The organism is Ilumatobacter sp. (assembly GCF_030065885.1).
In the GTDB taxonomy this organism is placed as follows: domain Bacteria; phylum Actinomycetota; class Acidimicrobiia; order Acidimicrobiales; family Ilumatobacteraceae; genus Ilumatobacter.
This window is the reverse complement of the sequence record NZ_JASJCS010000013.1, coordinates 38,114-55,401: the sequence shown is the minus strand read 5'-3', so window position 1 is coordinate 55,401 and position 17,288 is coordinate 38,114. Positions and strand designations below refer to the sequence as shown.

Genomic DNA, 17,288 nt, shown 5'->3' with positions numbered 1-17,288 from the left:
AGCAGGTCGAGGTCGGCGTTGATCGACAGCGGTCCCTCGAGCACGAGCTCGCGCAGGATGATGCCGTCGCTGGCGGCAACGTAGTCACCGAACACCAAGTCGACGTCGAAGCCGAAGTGGAAGTTGCCGTTCGGGTCCGTGCCGGTGCCCTCGGTCGGTGGATCGAGCGCCGGATCGGCGTTGACCCAGATGTCGATCGGACTGTTCGGGGCGAACCCCTGGCCCTCCATCCAGTTGCCGGTCTCCGACACCCGGATCTGCGGCGGCTGCGGCGGCTCTGCCACGGTGGCGTCGCCGTCGACGTCGTACAGGAACGCCTGACCGCCGGCATCGGGGCCCAACCCACCCGTGCATTCACCGATCAGATTGACGAACCACAGCCCGTCCACGGTGCCGTCGTCGCCGTCGTGGACGTCGCGTCCGGCACCGCAGTCCTGACCGCCGATCTCCACGTGCACGATGGCGCCGAGGGGCAGTTCGCCCCATGCGGTCGCCGAGGGACCGTCGACCTGGATCGACAGCGGCCCCTCGAGCAGGAGCTCGCGGTAGTTCACGCCGTCGTCGGCGATGATCAGGTCACCGAACATCAGGTCGACCGACGGGTTGAAGTGGAAGTGCCCACCCGGGTCGGTCCCGACCGAATCGGTCGGCGGCTGGGTCAGCGGATCGGCGTTGACCCAGATGTCGACGATGGTGCTCGGCGCCAGCCCGTGGCCCGCGATCCAGTCGTACATCGGGTTCGCCTGGATCTCCGGTGGCGGCGGTGGCTCGGCCACCGTGGCGTCGCCGTCGACGTCGAACAGCTTGACCTGGGCGCCCGGGTTGGGGCCGAGGCCGCCCGTGCAGTCGCCGGACAGGTCGACCGACCACAGCCCGTCGACCGTGCCGTCGTCGCCGTCGGCGACGTCGGTGCCGGTGCCGCAGTCCTCGCCGCCCATCTCGACCCGGACGGTCGCGCCGAATGGCAGCTCACCGGAGGCAGTGCGCGCCGCAAGGTCGGCGTCGATCGACAGCGGGCCCTCGAGCAGCAGCTCGCGGTAGTTCGTACCGTCGTCGGCGATGATCAGGTCGCCGAACACCACCGGGTGCTCCTGCCAGAAGTTCCCGTCGCCGTCGAGGCCGAGCGTGTACGTCGGCGGCTCCGTGAGCGGGTCGGCGTTGATCCACAGGTCCACGGTGCCGCCGGGCACGAGGCCCTCACCCTCGACCCAGAGGTTGGTCACCGAGGCGCGGATCTGCGGAGGTGGGGCAGCCCGCACCTGCGTGAAGTCGTCGAACGGGTCGAAGTGCAGCGCGACTGCGCCCCGGTCGGTGCCGAGGCCGGTCGGGCAGTCGGCGCTGAAGTCCTTCGACCACAGCCCGTCGACAGCGCCGTCATCGCCGTCGAGCACGAATGCGCCGGGGTTGCAGTCCGAACCCCATGCCCATGTCTGCACGCCCTCGCCGACCGGCAGTTCGCCGTACACGAACGGTGTCGCCGGGTCGACGAACACCGAGAGCGGCCCGGACAGGATCATCGACTTGTTCATCGCGCCGTCGTCCACCGTGATGGCGTCACCGGACTGGAGGTCGAGGCCGCTGTCGACGGTGAAGCGCCCGAGGAAGTCGAGCGGCGTCGTGAACGTCGGCGGTTGGGTCAGCGGATCGGCGTTCACCCACACGTCGGCGGAGCCGAACGGCGCGAACCCGGTGCCATAGATCCACTCCTCGTCCAGCGACGCGCCGATCTGGAAGAGCAGCGGCGACTGCGCGACCGTCCAGCCGAAGTCGACCTCGCCGCGCTCGAAGAAGCCGAGGCCGCCGGGGCATGCGCCGCCGAAGTCGTAGCTCCAGTTGCCGTCGACAGTGCCGTCGTCGCCGTCGGCCACCGAGGCCGACGACTCGCAGGCCGAGCCGTTCACGTAGACCTGGACCGTCGCACCGCTCGGCAACGTGCCGAACGCCGCCGCAGGGTCACGGACGACGTCGATCGAGAGCGGACCCGTCATGACGGCCGAGTGGCCGGCGCCCGGGTCGGTGACGACGACCTCGTCGCCGAACACGATGTCGACACCGAGCTGGTCGCGCTCGACCCGGAACGAGCCGTCCGGGGCCACGACCGTCGTCGTCGATCCCTTCATGGAGCCACCGCTGTCGTCGACCCACACGGTCGCCGTCGCGCCGGCCGTCCAGTTGTGTCCCTCGACCCAGTCCTGCGTCACCGACGCCCGGAAGCTCTCACCGACGCTCGACGCCGTGCCCTGGGGCACGACGATGCCCGGAAAGACGAAGAGCGAGACGACCCCGAGGACGCCTCGCCAACCGATCTTCCGGCGACCACCTGTGAGGGCGGTTGCCTTGCGCCAACCCACCGATCGCCGGTCCGCAGTGGTCCGTGCGGCGTCCATGACCCACCTCCTGAGGCGTCGGGCCACGCGGGAGGGGGCGCCCACCTGTGGTCCAGCGCCCTGTCGCCTTCCCCCTCAGCAGACGCCCCTTTCGGCCCTGGAAGTAGGGCCGTTCGGCCCTTTCGCTCCGAAGACGACAACGCGCGCGCGAACGCCGTCGCAGGGCGGTCGACGGTGGGTGAACGACCCTGGTTCCGAAGACGACAACGCGCACGCGAACGCCGCCTGAGGGCGTTCGACGGTCGGTGAGCGACCGGGTCGTCAGGGGACGTTGACGATGGTCTCGCAGGCCGAGGCGCTGTCGCCCGCCCCCGAGTTCATCGAACCACCGTTGCAGAAGTCGCCGATCAGGTGCGGGCCGCCGCGCAGCACATCGGCACCGTTGTTGCCGAAGAGCTCGTCGTCACCGGACTTGCCCGACAAGACGTCGCCGAAGTTGCCGCCGTAGAGCACGTCGGCGCCGGCGTCACCGAAGGCGTCGTCGACGAGCCCGCCCCCGAAGATCGTGTCGGCATCCACGGTTGTGCTGTCGGCAGCGCTGTTGGCGTAGATCGTGTCCGACCCGTTCTGGCCCCGCAGCTCGTCGACGCCGGGCCCGCCCTCGATGAGGTCGTTGGCGTTGCCGCCCCTCACGATGTCGTCGCCGTCCTCGCCGTAGAGCTTGTCGCTGCCCCCGCCGCCGTACAGGTCGTCGTCGTCGGGGCCGCCATGGATGGTGTCGAGGCCGCGCCCGCCGTCGACCGTGTCGAGGCCGAGGTCGCCGAAGATCGTGTCGCGACCGTCGCCGCCGTTGATCGTGTCGTCGCCCGCCAGACCGCAGACGACGTCGTCGCCGGCGAGCGCGTCGATCACGTCGGCGTCGGCGGTGCCGAGGATCACGTCCGGCCCGTTGGTCGGGGTCTCGCCGAGGCCGAGGTCGACGGTGACGTCGAGGCCGTTGCACGTCATGACGCCCTCGTCGATCGCCCGGATCCTGCTGTTGCCGGTGTCGAGCAGGTAGGTGTGGTCACCGTCGACGACCGCCGCCTCGGGATAGCGCATCGTCGCATCCGATGCCGCCCCGCCGTCGCCGCCGAACCCGTGCTCGCCGACCTGGCCGGCGAGGATCGAGATGAAGCCGGTGTCGGTCACGGCCCGGACCACCGCGTTCGCGGTGTCGGCGATGAGGTAGCCGCCGTCGCCGGTCACCGACACCCCGCGGGGTGTGTCGAGCAGGGCGTTGATCGCGAGGTCGGCGCCGTTCGAGCCCGGTCCGAGGCCGCCGGCGACGGTGTCGATCGTCCCGTCGAGGGCGATCTCGCGGATTGCGTGGTTGAACGTGTCGGCGATCAACAGCTCGCCGGTGGTACGGAAGGCGAGACCTTCCGGCGCGAAGAGCCGGACGAGGGCCGCGTCGGCCGGGCCGCCGTCGCCCGCGTAGCCCGACCCGTTGCCACCGGCGATCGTGTCGATCACGCCGGCACCGTCGATGCGCCGGATCGCATGGTTGCCGGTGTCGGCGATCACCACGTCGCCCGTGATCGGATCGATCGCGACATCGGTCGGCGAGCTCAGCATCGCTGCGGTCGCCGCGCCGCCGTCGCCGGCCGACCCCTCGCCGTTGCCGCCGGCGATGGTGGTGATGGTGCCGGTCGCGTCGATCATGCGGATCGCGTGGTTGCCGCGATCGGCGACGTACACGTCACCGGTGGCGGGATCGACCGCCACGCCGGTCGGCGCGCGCAGCCGCCCGTCGGTCGCCGCCGCACCGTCGCCGTCGTAGCCGGGACCGTTGCCGCCCGCCACGGACGTGATGAGCCCGCCCCTGGTGACGCGCCGCACCTCGTGGTGGTCGGAGTCGGCGACGATCAGCTGCCCGGTGACCGGATCGACCGCCAGCCCGCGCGGGTACCGGAGCTGCGCGTCGACGGCCGGACCGCCGTCGCCGTCGTCGCCGACGACCGTGTCGATCGAACCACCGGCGACCGAACGGACGCGGCTGCTTCCGTGATCGACGACCAGCAGCGTGTCGTCCTCGCCCGTGGCGAGACCGACCGGCCGCGCGAGCTGCGCGAGCAGGGGGTCGCCGCCGTCGCCCACGCCGTCGCCGGGGCCGTTCCCGCCGGCGATCGTCGTGATGACGCCGGCGCCGTCGACGTGGCGGACCGCATGGTTGAGGGCGTCCGCGATGACGAGCTCGCCGGCGACGAGGCCGACGTCCTCGGGGCTGCGCAACAGCGCCGCCGTCGCCGGGCCGCCGTCACCGTCGTATCCGAAGCCGTTGCCACCGGCGTAGGTGTCGATCGTGCCGCCGCTCACGAGCCGGACGGCGTGGTTCTTGCGGTCGGCGATGTAGAGATCGCCACCGTCGACCACGATCCCGTGCGGTTCGTCGAGCTGGGCGAGCGTGGCGTCGCCGCCGTCACCGGCGTCGCCGGGCCCGTTGCCGCCGGCGATCGTGGTGATGACGCCGGCGCCGTCGACGTGGCGGATCGCGTGGTTGAACGTGTCGGCGATGAAGAGCTCACCGGCCGCGTCGACCCACACCGACATCGGGGCCTCGAGTTGGGCGGCGGTCGCGGGCCCGCCGTCGCCCCCCGAACCGGGGCCGTTGCCGCCGGCGACGGTCGTGATGACGCCGGCGCCGTCGATCCGGCGGATCGCGTGGTTGAAGGTGTCGGCGACGAGCAGGTCACCGGTCGTCGGGTCGATCGCCACGTCGCCCGGTCCGTCGAGCTCGGCGTCGACCGCGGGCCCGCCGTCGCCGGTGTCGCCGGCGCCGTTGCCGCCGGCAACGGTCGCAATGTCGCCGGTCGCGCCGTCGACGAAGCGGATCCGGTGGTGCTCGGAGTCGGCCACGTAGAAGTCGCCGGTCGTCGGGTCCGCGGCGACGCCGCGGGGGTGATCGAGCACCGCGGTGACCGCCACCGACGGGTCGGCGATGCCGAGCCCGGCGATCGTGTCGATGTCGCCCGCCGCGTCGGCGACCTGTCCCACCGAGGCAGCGAGCACCGTCGACAGCACGATGGTGCCCGTCACCAGAGCTGCGCTGCGCCGCCGGCCGATCACGCGACCGATCGTGGCAGGACCCGGTTAACGATGCGTTAACCGCCGTGTCGTACGTTCCCGGCGTGACCGACGACGTTGTCGTGAGCGGGGGTCTCGATCACCCCGAGGACGCCGGAACCGGCTGGACGCGCCGCCGCTTCCTCAAGGCGGGCGGCGTCACCCTGGTCGCCGCTGCGCACGGCTGGTCGGTCCTCGACCTGCTGCGCGGTAACTCCTCGATCTTCGCCACCCCGGCGACGTTCACCCGCCGGCTCGTGCGCGCCGACGACCAGGTCCTGCTCGATCTCGAGTTCGTCGGTCTCGACCTGGACGAGGCGACCGGCCAGCTCGTCGCGAGCGGCGGCGGCCCGTTCCTGATGCGCATGGTCTTCCCGAGCCAGCACACGGCCGAGAACGCGTTCGGGCCCAACGGGACGCCGAACCCGGACAACACGCGCGGTCACATCGATGCGCCCGCGACTCGGCTCGTCTTCAGCGTCGTGCCACCACTCGACTTCGACGTCGACACCCTGCTCGACCTGGCCGCCTACTCGCTCGAGATCGCAGGCAGCGGCAACCCCGGTCCCGACTTCACCGCGATCCGCGTGCCGGCCGGCCTGACGATCACCCCGATCGGCAACGCCGGGTTCAGAGCCCTCACCCAACCGGTCACCCGCGGCGACGTCACCGAGACGTGGATGGCGCGCCTCTTCGACCCGACCGGCACACCCGAGATCGAGGCTCGCAACAACGGCTCGTCGTCGGACACCGCGGTCGGGGCGCGGCGCCAGCCCGACGCGCAGAACCGCGACGACATCGTGGCGCTGACCGATCCCACCAACCCCGACTACGCGCCGGCGCTCGCCCACCGCCTCTGGCTGTCGCTCGCCGGCGCGTTCGCCGACATCGAGGGCAACTGGGACGCGGGTGCGATCAGCCGCTGGGTGCAGCGCATCAACGGCGGCCGCGACGTGCACATCGAGATCGCCGAGCGCGGCTACCTCGCCCCGTTCGGCCATCCGGCGTCGTGGGTGACCGTGCAGGAGCGCCAGCTCAAGGCCGACTCCGGTGGCGGGCTCTCCTACGTGCTCGTCGAGGAGACCTACCTGATCGTGACGCAGCCGACCGTCGAGTTCCCCGACAGCGCGCAGAGCCCGTTCAACCCCGACGACGGGCGCGGCTTCCCGTTCGCGTCGGTCACCGTCGACTCGCCGCCATGGGCGCCGGTGGACAAGCGCGCGATCGTCAACTGCAACGTCGACGAGGCGTGGGGCGTCACGGATGCGCCGGGGAGCAACACCGACCTGATCCTGACCTACACCGCCACCGACCACGTCGGCAACGACCCGATCTCGTTCGACCTCCCGGCCCGGTACGTGGACTGGAACTTCGCCACCGGCTCCGGCGGCAGCGGCCTCGTCGCCCATTACCAGAACGGCGTGACCGAGGCCGGCCGCGACGTCCCCGAGATCGGCGGCGCACTGGTCGCCTGGGCGCCCGAGAGCACGGCGGGCTCGGGCCTGACGAGCAAGCAGACCCACCGCATCCTCTTCTCGCTGGGGTCGCCCACCGGATCACCGACCGACGCCCAGCTCCGGGCCGAGAACCGGCCGGCGTTCTTCCCGGTGGTCGAGACCGCCCGCATCGCCGACGACACCCTCAACACCGTGAGCGGTGCACCGATCGAGCCGTTCGACGTGACGTTCCCGCCGCGCTGGCTCACCGACGGTCTCGACCCTGTCGGCAACCCCGACCTCGCCTTCCTGCAGCTCGACCAACCACAGCCGTTCTCGTTCGGCGAGGACGCGAAGGCGTTGATGGTCGTCGAGATGGACGCATCGGTCCTCAACCAGACCCTCGGCGCCGGACCCGACATCACGGTCGGCGCGCCCGAGTGGGATCCGGCCGAGGCGTTCGGCGACGTCGCTCGCTTCCTCGGCGGGGTCCTGCTCCAAGAGCTCTTCAACGTCGTCGCCGAGATCGACTTCGACCTCGGCGTGAACGTGCCGACCGTGCTCACCGAGGTCGACGGCGACAAGATCACCGCGACGCTCCTCTATGAGCCGACCGACGTCAACGGCATCCCGGCGTTCGGGTTGTCAGCGCCGGGCAGCGTGTCCGTGAAGGTGATCACGTGCGCCTGGCTGACCGGCGGCAAGGCGCCGACCAGCACGATCGACCTGACGGTCCGCGGCTTCACGCTGGAGGTACCCCCGTTCGTGCCGCTCGTCGAGCTCGAGTTCGAGCAGCTGCGCGTCGTCGAGCCGTCCGACGGGCCGACCGACTTCGACCTCGACCTCCGCACCTGGCGGTTCGCCGGGATCCTCGAACTGCTCCAGCCGATCGTCAACCTCGCGAAGACGACTGGGAAGAACTTCGCGATCGACATCACCCCCGAAGCGCTCGACCTCTCCGTCGAGATCCCGTTGCCCACCATCAACCTCGGTGTCGTCTCGATCCGCAACTTCTCGGTCGGCCTGGGCGGCGAGTTCCCGTTCGGCTCCGGTGGCAGCAACGGCGACGGGCTGCCGGAGGTGCGCCTCAACGTCGGCAAGAAGCCCTCCCCGGTGACGGTCACCGTGATGGGCTTCACCGGCAAGTTCTACATGATCGTCGAGGTCTCACCGGAGTACGGACTGCGGCGCGTGGCGGTCTCGGTCGAGATGAGCATGAAGCTGTTCGGCCTCGACCTGATCATCGTCGAGGCGAGCGTCACGCTCGGGATCTCGGCGTTCTTCGAGCTGAAGGACGGCAACGTCACGTTCATCGGCGCGGTCTGGATCGAGGGCAAGATCAACGTGCTCGGCATCGCCGAGGTCACGATGCGACTCCAGGCGACGGTGAAATACAAGGAGATCGCCCAGAACGTCAAGATCACGGGCACGATCATCTGGTCGGCCTCGGTCGGACCGCTGAGCGACAGCGGCTCGCTGCCGATCGGCGGCACGACGGTCAGCCTCGGCGACGGAGCCGGCAGCGGGTTCCGCGGCCAGGCGCTGCGAAGTGGCGAGCCGGCACCAGGGCTGCTCTCCGCAAGCGGGACCGACGGGTTCGGTCAGCGGATGACCCAGGACGACTGGAACGAGTACACGGGAGCGTTCGCATGACCGACGTGTTGCTGGTCCCTTGCCCGCACGGCATCACGGGTGTCGCTGCTCCCAAGCTGCAGCTGTCGGTCTTCATCAACATCCGGCTCACGCCTGCCGTCGTCACGCCGCTGCGACAGTTCGCCGACTACCGCATCTGGCCGAACACGCTCAACGCCGCCAACCTCCGCGTGCGGTTCGACGGAGCGCTCGTCGGTGCCGCCAACGTCACCACCGTGTCGGCACCCCCGTCGCCGACCGCGTGGACGGCGCTGTTCGGCGACCCGCTGCCGCCCACCAACGACCCGCAGATCGACGTCCGGCCGTGGCGGGCCATCGACCGCCGGCTGCTGGGGCTGCCCCATCGCGTCGATCAGGTCGAGCTGGCGAAGAAGCTCGAGGAGATGTACCTCCAGCTCGGCCGCAACGGCGCCCAGCTCCCGTCTGGCGCCGACCTCGCAGCGCTCGGCGCCGCGGCCGACTTCTTCGGGAGCGCCGAGCTCGGCCAGGCCAAGACCGCACTCCAGCCGGACGCGCTCGGGCCCGACGACCCGGTGCTGTCCAACGACGACTACGACGGCTCGGAGCTCACCGACTTCGACTTCCATCGCGCCCAGACCTACATGAGCGCGCACCCCGAGCTGATGCGGCTGCTCGGTCTCGTCGTCGACCTCGAGATCGACATGCCACCGGCCTTGCCGTCGGTCGTGTCGGTCGACGCCCCGCTGCTCAGCGACGTCCGCGAGTTCAACACGCACGTCGACAGCACGTTCCGCGCCTTGCCCAACCCGAACCCGGCGCCCAACACCCAGGCACACCCGGAGCTCGTCGGCGTGACGCTCACCGAGCACAAGGACCGGATGCAACTCGACCCCGGCTACCTGACCGCCGTCGACGGGATGGCCGCCGCGATCGAGCTGCTCGACGTCGTCGCCGACGTGCAGTCCGGCAGCCCGGAGGAGATCGGCCTCCCGCCGATCCCCGAGGCGGGTCTCAGCCTGCTCGACGAGGACAAGGCGGTGAACCTGCTGGCTCGTCTCGAACGGCAGTGGGAGGTGGCGACGACCGAGACCGAGCTGTGGTCCGAGGACATCGTGGTCGGGTACCGCTACGACCTGCGCCGAGACGACTCGAAGGACTGGTTGTCGCCTTGGCAGCGCGACGCGACGTCGCCGGGCTACGAGTTCCCCGGCAGCGCGCTCGTGCACGAGCCCGGTCCGGACGAGGGGTGGCAGACCGAGATGCTGTTCACCAACACCCAGCGCTCGTTCGGCCCGATCGGCGAGGAGGTCGGCGAGTTCACCAACTACTGGATCGACCAGAACGTGTTCCGCTGGCAGGGCTGGAGCCTCGTCGCCGGCGAGCCGGGCCGGATGCTCGACAAGGACGGCCAGCCCGCCGACCGCCCCGCCGGCTCGTCGGCCGGGACGGCGTCGCCGGTGAGCTTCGCCGTCGACTACTTCGCCGTGCCGCTGACGCTGCCGCGGCTGCGCTACGGGTCGCAGTACGAGGTCCGCGGGCGCGTCGTCGACCTGGCCGGGAACTCGATCACGGTCGCCAACGGTGTCAGCGACGCTGCGCTGATCTCGAATCTCGCGACCTACGGCCGGCTCTCGCCGATCCCGGTCCCGGTGCTCGTGCGCGAAGAGCTGCGGCCGGTGCCGGGCTGGGGTGACGCCACGGCTGTGATCGTGCTGAAGAGCGAGTGGGACCAGGACGATGCGACCGTGTCACCGACGACACGCATGATCCTGCCCCCGGCGATCGCCCAGGCCCGGCTCGAGCTGCACGGCTACCCGCTCTCGGGGGACGGGATCGACCCGGCCTCGTACACCGAGCTCGCGACGCGCGACAGCCGGTCGCCGACCGACCTGTGCACCTACGACGCCACCAACGACGAGCTGATCTCGATCACCGGACCGGGCGACGCGCCGCCGGCGATCCCGTACCTCACCGACCCCGCCGCGTCGGGACTCGCGTTCGAGGGACTGCCCGGTGCCGCCGGCACGACGATCGTGCCGCTCGACGGAGGGTGGCCCGAGCACGTCGGGACGCGCCTCAAGGTGCGGGCCGGCAACGAGGCACCGGTCGTCGACCTGGCGTCGCTCGACGATCTCACGGTCTGGGTCCCGAAGGGCTGCGACATCGCGACCGAGCTCAGCTGCGCAGTGCGCGGCGACCTCGTCGGCGACTTCTACGTGCACAACAACCAGCCCGTTCCGCTGCAACCGGGGATCGCTGCAACGATGCAGTCGGGCCGCCACTGGATGACCTCGTCGCGGACGAGCGTCCGCCTGGTGCACGCCGTCAGGCAACCGCTGACGATCCCGGTCATCGCGGACACGGTCGACACGCCGTCGGCCGACCGGCCGTTCATCGGTGCCGTCGAGGCGGCCTTCTCCGGCGAGGTCGCCTTCGACGACAAGGTCACCGGCTCGATCGTCGTGACCGGCGAGTGGACCGACAAGATCGACGACCTCACCCAACCGGCGCCGATCTCGGTCACCACCCACCGGGTGATCGGCACGTACGACGTGCCGGCGAGCTCGCCGCTCGTCTTCACCGACACCCAGATCGACCTCCACGACACGCGTCGCCACGACGTGTTCATCGACGCCGAGGCGCTGAGCCGGTTCAGCCGCTACTTCGCAGAGCAGGTCGAGATCACGCTCGTCAACGCCGGCCAGACCGTCGACAGCCGCGGGTTCACCAGCACGAACTTCCTCGTCCGCAACACGGCCACCGGCGAGCTCTACCAGGAGGGCGTGCAGTACAGCGCCGACCCCGTCAACGGCACGATCGCCCGGATCCCGGGCGGTGGCGCGCCGCCGGCGACACCGGTGACCGTCGAGTACATCCCGCTCCCGATCAGCCGGTTCTCCACCGAGGGCGGTGTCGAGAAGGTGCACCTCGTCGTGCCGAACTCGGCGCCGCCGGCCGCCGTGCAGGTCAAGCGGATCATGCCGTCGGCCGAGCGACGGCGGTGGGACACCCAGTCGGCGACCCGGCTGCGCCACTGGGGTCAGACGTTCCGCGTGTACCTCGACCGGCCGTGGTGCATCACCGGAGACGGCGAGCAGCTGGCGGTCGTCATCCAGCCCGCCGCCGCCGGCGAGGTGACCGACATGACCCGGTGGGGTCGTGACCCGCTGACGACCGACCTCGTCGTCGACCCGCCGAGCACCGCCGACTTCACGCGCGCCACCCACGTGATGACGGACGTCGACGGCACCGGACTCGACGTCGCCGCCCACGATGTCGAGTACGACCCCGCTCGCAAGGAGTGGTACTGCGACATCACGATCGAGCCTCCGTTGGGGTACCGCCAGTGGGTGACGCTGGCGCTCGCCCGGTTCCAGCGGGACTCGATCGACGGCGCCCATCTCGGGCCGATCCACCAGTCCGAGCCGCTCCGACTCGGTGTCACCCGGCAGGTCCGACTCCGGCCGCGCTCGGGAACGCTGCGCGTCGTCGCCTCCGGCCGCGGCGTCGGCAACCCGATGTACGCCCGCATCGAGCAGGCCGACCCGGCCGTCGCCGACGTCGATCTCGGATGGGCCGAGCTGCTGCCCGACCGGCTCCTCGACCTCAGATCCATGCTCGGTGTCGACCGGTGGGTGGCGGGGATCGCCCTCCCGCCGACCACGACGCCCCTGCGGCTCGTTTTGGAAGAGCGCGAGCCGACTGAGATCGACGACGACGGAACGATCGTCGACGGAGAACGGGTCGTCTACGTCGAGACCTTCGAGATCCCCGCCTCCTGGCTCTGAATCGACTGCCGAATTCGGATGGGCGCCCCCGCCGCTCCTGTGCTGCAATGAGCGGATCGACGCAGTACACCATCCTTCCGAATTCGATGTCGTCCCCGATGCCCTGGAGCGCACACGGCTGATCCAGCTGCTGGCCCAGCGGTGGGAGCGGCAGATCGTCTGTCTCACCGCCGGCGCCGGCTTCGGGAAGTCCACCGCGATCGCCCAGGCCGTGCGGGGCCACCGACACGCCGGCGCCGCCGGACGGGACCACGTCATTGCGCTCGGTCCGTCGAGCCGGGCCGCGTCCCATCTCGTCGACGAGGTCGCCACTGCGCTGGGTGCGACGGCCGACGACGTCGACGGGCTGATGGCGGTCCTCGACGCCCTCGGCGAGCCCACGTGCCTCGTCATCGACGACCTCCACGAGCTCGGCGACGACAGCGACGGCGTCGACGCACTCCGCGAGCTGGCGTCCCGCCTGCCGCCGCAGGTCCACCTCGTGCTCGCCTCGCGGCGCCGCATCCCACTCCCGCTGGCGCGGGCGCGCGCCGCCGGCCACGTGGTCGACCTCGACGAATCCGACCTCGCCTACGACGGCGCCGAGCTGGCCGAGCTGGCCGAACGCCACCGGCTCCCGGTCGACACCCTCTCGTCGGCGGCGGGCTGGCCGGCGCTCGTTGCGCTCACCGTCATCGCCGGCAAGCGGGGCGCGCTCGACTTCCTCTCCGAGGAGGTGATCTCCGGGCTCGACCCGAAGACGCTGGACGTCCTGACCTGCGCCGTGCTGGCGCAGCACGCCGAACCGTGGCTGTTGCGCACGGTGGTGGGGTACACCGGCGACCCGCACGACATCGCCGCCGCCGTGCCGATGGTCGCCATCGACGGTGACGGCACGTTGACCCCTCACGAGCTGTGGACGCCCGTGGTCGAGCGCCACCTGCTTCCCGACCGGGCCACCGAGCTGCTCCACCAGATCGCCGACGCGCGCCGCAGCCAGGGGCAGCACGACCTCGCGGTGCGAGCGGCCGCCCGCGCCGGTGACGCCTTCCAGCTCGCCGAGGTCATCCGCGACGTGAGTCGGCTCGGCCACATCGCTCTCCAGATCGACGTCATCGACCAGTGGCTCGAGCTGGCGCCCGACCAGTTCGCCGAGACACCCGAGGGGCGGCTGCTGGTTGCGATCTCGACCCGGGCGGCGAACCCGTTCAGCGAGGAGACGCAGCGGCTGCTCACCCAGTCATGGCTCGAGTTCCGCGAGCTCGGCGTGATCGGCTGCGAGGTCGTCGCGATGAGCGAGCTGGCGTTCGTCCTCCGGTCCCGCGGCGCCCCGAACGAGCTGATGGCCGTGATCACCCGCCTGTTCGAGCTCGAGGCGCTGGGGCACGGCGAGGCCCGCCCGCTCGCCGCGTTCGCACGGGCGGGCGTCGCCGAGCAGCTCGGCGACGCGAAGGCCGGGTTGGCGGCGCTCGACGAGATCCGGCCGGGCGACCTCCCCGACGGCTGGATGGCGCTCGTCGAGTTCACCCGCTGCAACAACCTGCTGCTCCTCGGCCGCCCCCGAGAGGCGCTCGCCGCCGCCAAGCGGTCGACGGCGCTCGGCTCGCCCGGCTACGTGGGCGGCTGGTGCGCTGCGCGTTCGGCGGCGTGGCACCTCGGCGTCGAGACCGAGGTGCTGGACCGGCTGCCGATCGCCGAGAGCGTCGAGAGCACCTCGCTGATCGACCGGATCTGGATCGGTACGTTCTTCGGTGCGATGCAGGCGTTCGCGGGCCGACTCGACCTCGCGGCGCGCAACATCGGTGCCGCCGAGGCCTGCCTTCGGGCCGGTGTGCAACCAGAGCTGCTCGGCTTCGTCGCGTGGGCGCGGGCGGCGTACGCCGTCGCCGACCACCACCCGGACACCGCCCGGGCCGCGCTCCGGGAGTTCCTCGACGTGCACCCGCTGACGTCGCCGCTCGGTAGCCGCGTCGCGCTCCGCCTCCCGGCGCTCGTCGACCAGCTCGTCACCGACGACGAGCGCGCAGTCATCCGGTCGATCGATCTCGGCCCGTGGCAGCAGGAGATGCTCGCCCTCTCGGACACGCTCGATGCCGTGCGCCGCGGCGACGCCGGCGCTGCCTGGCCCGACCCGGCGGTCGTGATGTGCGCCCTGCCCGTGCCCTGGGCGGTCGAGCTGGCGTGCCGGGGCGCGACGCTCGGCCATCCGCAGGCGGTCGAGCTGGCCGGCCACCTGCTCGATGTCGCCGAGCGTGCCGTCCGCGACGAGGTGCGGGTCCATCTCGCCCCCGAGCTGCGGGCCGCCGCCACGAAGCTGTTCGCCGGCGCCGCTCCACCCGATCGCGACGAGGTGGTCGTTCGGCTGCTCGGCCCGGTCGGCGTCGACATCGGCGACGCGGGGGAGCGCCACCCCGAACTGGCCCGCCGGCGGGTCAGGGAGCTGCTGGCGGCGATCGCGATGGCCGGGCCGATCAGCCGTCGCGAGCTCGCGGCGATGCTCTGGGACCACCTCGACGAGTCGCGTGCGACCTCGAACCTGCGCGTGAACCTCAGCTACCTCGGACGCATCTCGAGCGACGACGAGCGGATCGTCGTCGACGCCAACGGGCTGCTGTCGCTGGCGCCGGCCGTGACGACGGATGTCGGCGCGTTCCAGCACCTGGTCGACGAGGCGGGGGCCGCGGCCCGGGCGGGTGCGACCACGGTGGCGTGCGATCTCCTGACCCGCGCCGTCGACCTCGTCGCGGGCCCGCCGCTCGCCGACACCCGGGACGGCGACTGGTTCGACCGGGAGGCCGAGCGTCTGACCCTGCTCGCCGCCCGGGCGTGTGCGCAGGCCGCCGCGCTCGACCTCGAGCTCGACCGGCTCGAGGCCGGAGTTCGCCACGCCACGCAGGCGATCGAGCTCGACCCCTGGGGCGAGATCGCGCACCAGCACCTCATCGCCGCCCACCTCCAGCGGGGTGACCGCGACCTGGCCGCTGCGGCTGCCCGGCGGCTCCAGACGGTGCTCGACGAACTCGACGTCCCACCAGAGGCCGCGAGCCAGCGCCTGATCGACGCTGCGACCGGTTGACGCTGGCTCCCGAGGGAGCTCCGGTCGCAAATCCGGCCGACGCGGATTCGCCAGGTCTCTAACCTGGTGGTCGGAGGGGCCGTGGCGAAGGTATTCATCAGCTACCGGAGAGAGGACAGCGCCGGGTGGACCGGTCGCATCGCCGACCACCTGTCGCAGGTGCTCGGCGCGGACCAGGTGTTCATCGACGTCGACGACATCGAACCGGGCGACGACTTCAGCGAGGTCCTCCGCAACCGGCTGCGGAGGATCGAGGTGCTCATCGCAGTCATCGGGCCCCGATGGCTCGACGCCACCGACGCAGACGGCAACCGGCGCCTCGCCAACGAGGGCGACTACCTCCGCAGCGAGATCGCGGCCGGGTTGGCCGCCGACGACGTCCGGGTGGTGCCGGTGCTGGTGGGCGGTGCCGAGATGCCCCCCGCCGATCAGCTGCCGCCCGACCTCGCTGCGCTGTCGCTCCGGCAGGCGGTCGAGGTGAGCCAGACCCGGTTCCGTGGCGACATGGAGCGACTCACGGTCGCGATCCAGGGCGAACCACCGCCGCCGAGCTTCATCGATCGTGTCGGGTCGGCGATGCGTTCACCCCTGGCCTGGCTCTTCGTGCTCGCGCTCGTGGCGGCCGTCGTCGTCGGTTGGCTGGTGCTCGGCGGTGACGAACAGGCGGACCCGGACGACCCGCGCGTGCCCGGCGTGGTCGACTTCACCGAGGTGCAGGCCGTCCAGATCATGAACGACCTGGGTATCGAGGTCTCGATCGAGACCGAGGAGTCCGAGCAGGAGGCCGGGGTGGTCATCGGCCAGGACCCGGTCGCCGGCGAACGGGCGACGGTCGTCGAGTTGGTCGTGTCGCTCGGCCCGCCACCGCCGGACATGCCGAACGTGGTCGGGCTGGTGAGCGCCGACGCCGTCGCGCAGCTCGAGGGGGCCGGCATCGTCTCCACCCTCGAGGAGTCGGGCAGCGACGAGGACCGAGGCATCGTGTTCGGGCAGTTCCCCGAACCGGGTGTCGAGACCGGGTCTGCGGTGCTGTTCGTTTCCAGCGGACGTGAGCTCCCGGTGATCCCCGACGTCACGGGCGAAGCCATCGCCGACGCCCGCGCCCGAATGCCAGCGGAGGTGACCGTCTCCGAGCGCGAGGAGGAGTCCCCGAGCAGCGCCGGCACCGTGGTCGACCAGACGCCGCGCGGTGGCGAGCGGTCCGATGTGGTCGAGTTGGTGGTGTCGGTCGGACCGGGCCTCCCCGTCGTCCCCCTGGTGGTCGGCCTGGAACAGGCGGCGGCCGAGGCCGAGCTGGCCGGCGCCGGCATCGGTGCCACGGTCGTTGACCAGGCGGCGCCCCAGCCGGCCGGCATCGTGGTCGCGCAGGACCCCGGCGAGGGGGAGCGGGCCGCCGAGCTCACCATGACGATCTCCAGCGGCCCCACGATCGACCACTACGCCGGCACCTGGGTGAACATCGACGCAGAGACCAGGGGGATGACCCGGCTCGTGATTGCGACCGACGGTGGCGGCGCGACCATCAACGGCTTCGGTAGCTGCTCACCGTCGGACTGCGACTGGGGTGAGGTGGACGCGACGTTCGACGACGATCGGCTCGTCGGGATCTACGAGTTCGCCTTCAAGACGACGACGCTGCGGGCCGAGCTGGCCGGCGAGCTGCTCGTCGTCGAGCGATTCGATGCCTACGCCGAGGGAGACAGCCGGTCCGACAAGATCACCACCGACTTCTTCCGGGCCGAGCGGAGCGCGGTGACCACGACGGGACTGCTCGAGGTGGTCGTCCTCGACCCCGAGCTCACCACGTCGTTGCTCGAGGTCCGTCCCGAACTGACCTCGGACCTCACCCGGATCGATCCCGACGGCATCGTCGACTTCGTCCCGACGCCGTAGGTCCCGCCCGCTGCCGCGCCCGGCCGGCCGTGCCACGTTCGATGACGTCCTCCTGGCCGACGAGCGACCA

General features: G+C 71.2%; 6 protein-coding genes. 4 read left to right on the top strand and 2 right to left on the bottom strand.

Annotation, left to right across the window (positions count from 1 at the left end):
• Together QNJ12_RS05250 and QNJ12_RS05245 are read right to left on the bottom strand one after the other, a co-directional pair.
• On the bottom strand, window positions 1–2,387 hold a 2,387-nt coding region (locus QNJ12_RS05250; RefSeq protein WP_300619809.1), incomplete at its 3' end, for a hypothetical protein.
• Between the two features lie 261 nt (window positions 2,388–2,648).
• Window positions 2,649–5,435 (bottom strand): hypothetical protein, encoded by a 2,787-nt coding sequence (locus QNJ12_RS05245; protein ID WP_300619806.1) that lies wholly within the window; start codon window positions 5,433–5,435, stop codon window positions 2,649–2,651.
• Window positions 5,436–5,497: 62 nt separating this feature from the next.
• Between QNJ12_RS05245 and QNJ12_RS05240 the strand changes: the two genes are divergently transcribed.
• The 4 genes from QNJ12_RS05240 to QNJ12_RS05225 all read left to right on the top strand — a co-directional run bounded on the left by QNJ12_RS05240 (window position 5,498) and on the right by QNJ12_RS05225 (window position 17,218).
• Entirely contained in the window at window positions 5,498–8,521 is a 3,024-nt protein-coding gene (locus tag QNJ12_RS05240) for a hypothetical protein (RefSeq protein WP_300619803.1), read from the top strand.
• The gene (locus QNJ12_RS05235) at window positions 8,518–12,270 is read left to right on the top strand and encodes a hypothetical protein (protein ID WP_300619800.1); all 3,753 of its coding nucleotides are present in this window, start codon (window positions 8,518–8,520) and stop codon (window positions 12,268–12,270) included. The genes QNJ12_RS05240 and QNJ12_RS05235 overlap by 4 nt, the downstream gene beginning before the upstream one ends.
• Window positions 12,185–15,325 (top strand): BTAD domain-containing putative transcriptional regulator, encoded by a 3,141-nt coding sequence (locus tag QNJ12_RS05230; protein WP_300619812.1) that lies wholly within the window; start codon window positions 12,185–12,187, stop codon window positions 15,323–15,325. Before QNJ12_RS05235 ends, QNJ12_RS05230 begins: the two co-directional genes overlap by 86 nt.
• Before the next feature lie 81 nt (window positions 15,326–15,406).
• On the top strand, window positions 15,407–17,218 hold the full coding sequence (locus QNJ12_RS05225; protein ID WP_300619797.1) for a PASTA domain-containing protein: 1,812 nt from the start codon (window positions 15,407–15,409) through the stop codon (window positions 17,216–17,218).
• The last annotated feature ends 70 nt before the right edge of the window (window positions 17,219–17,288 follow it).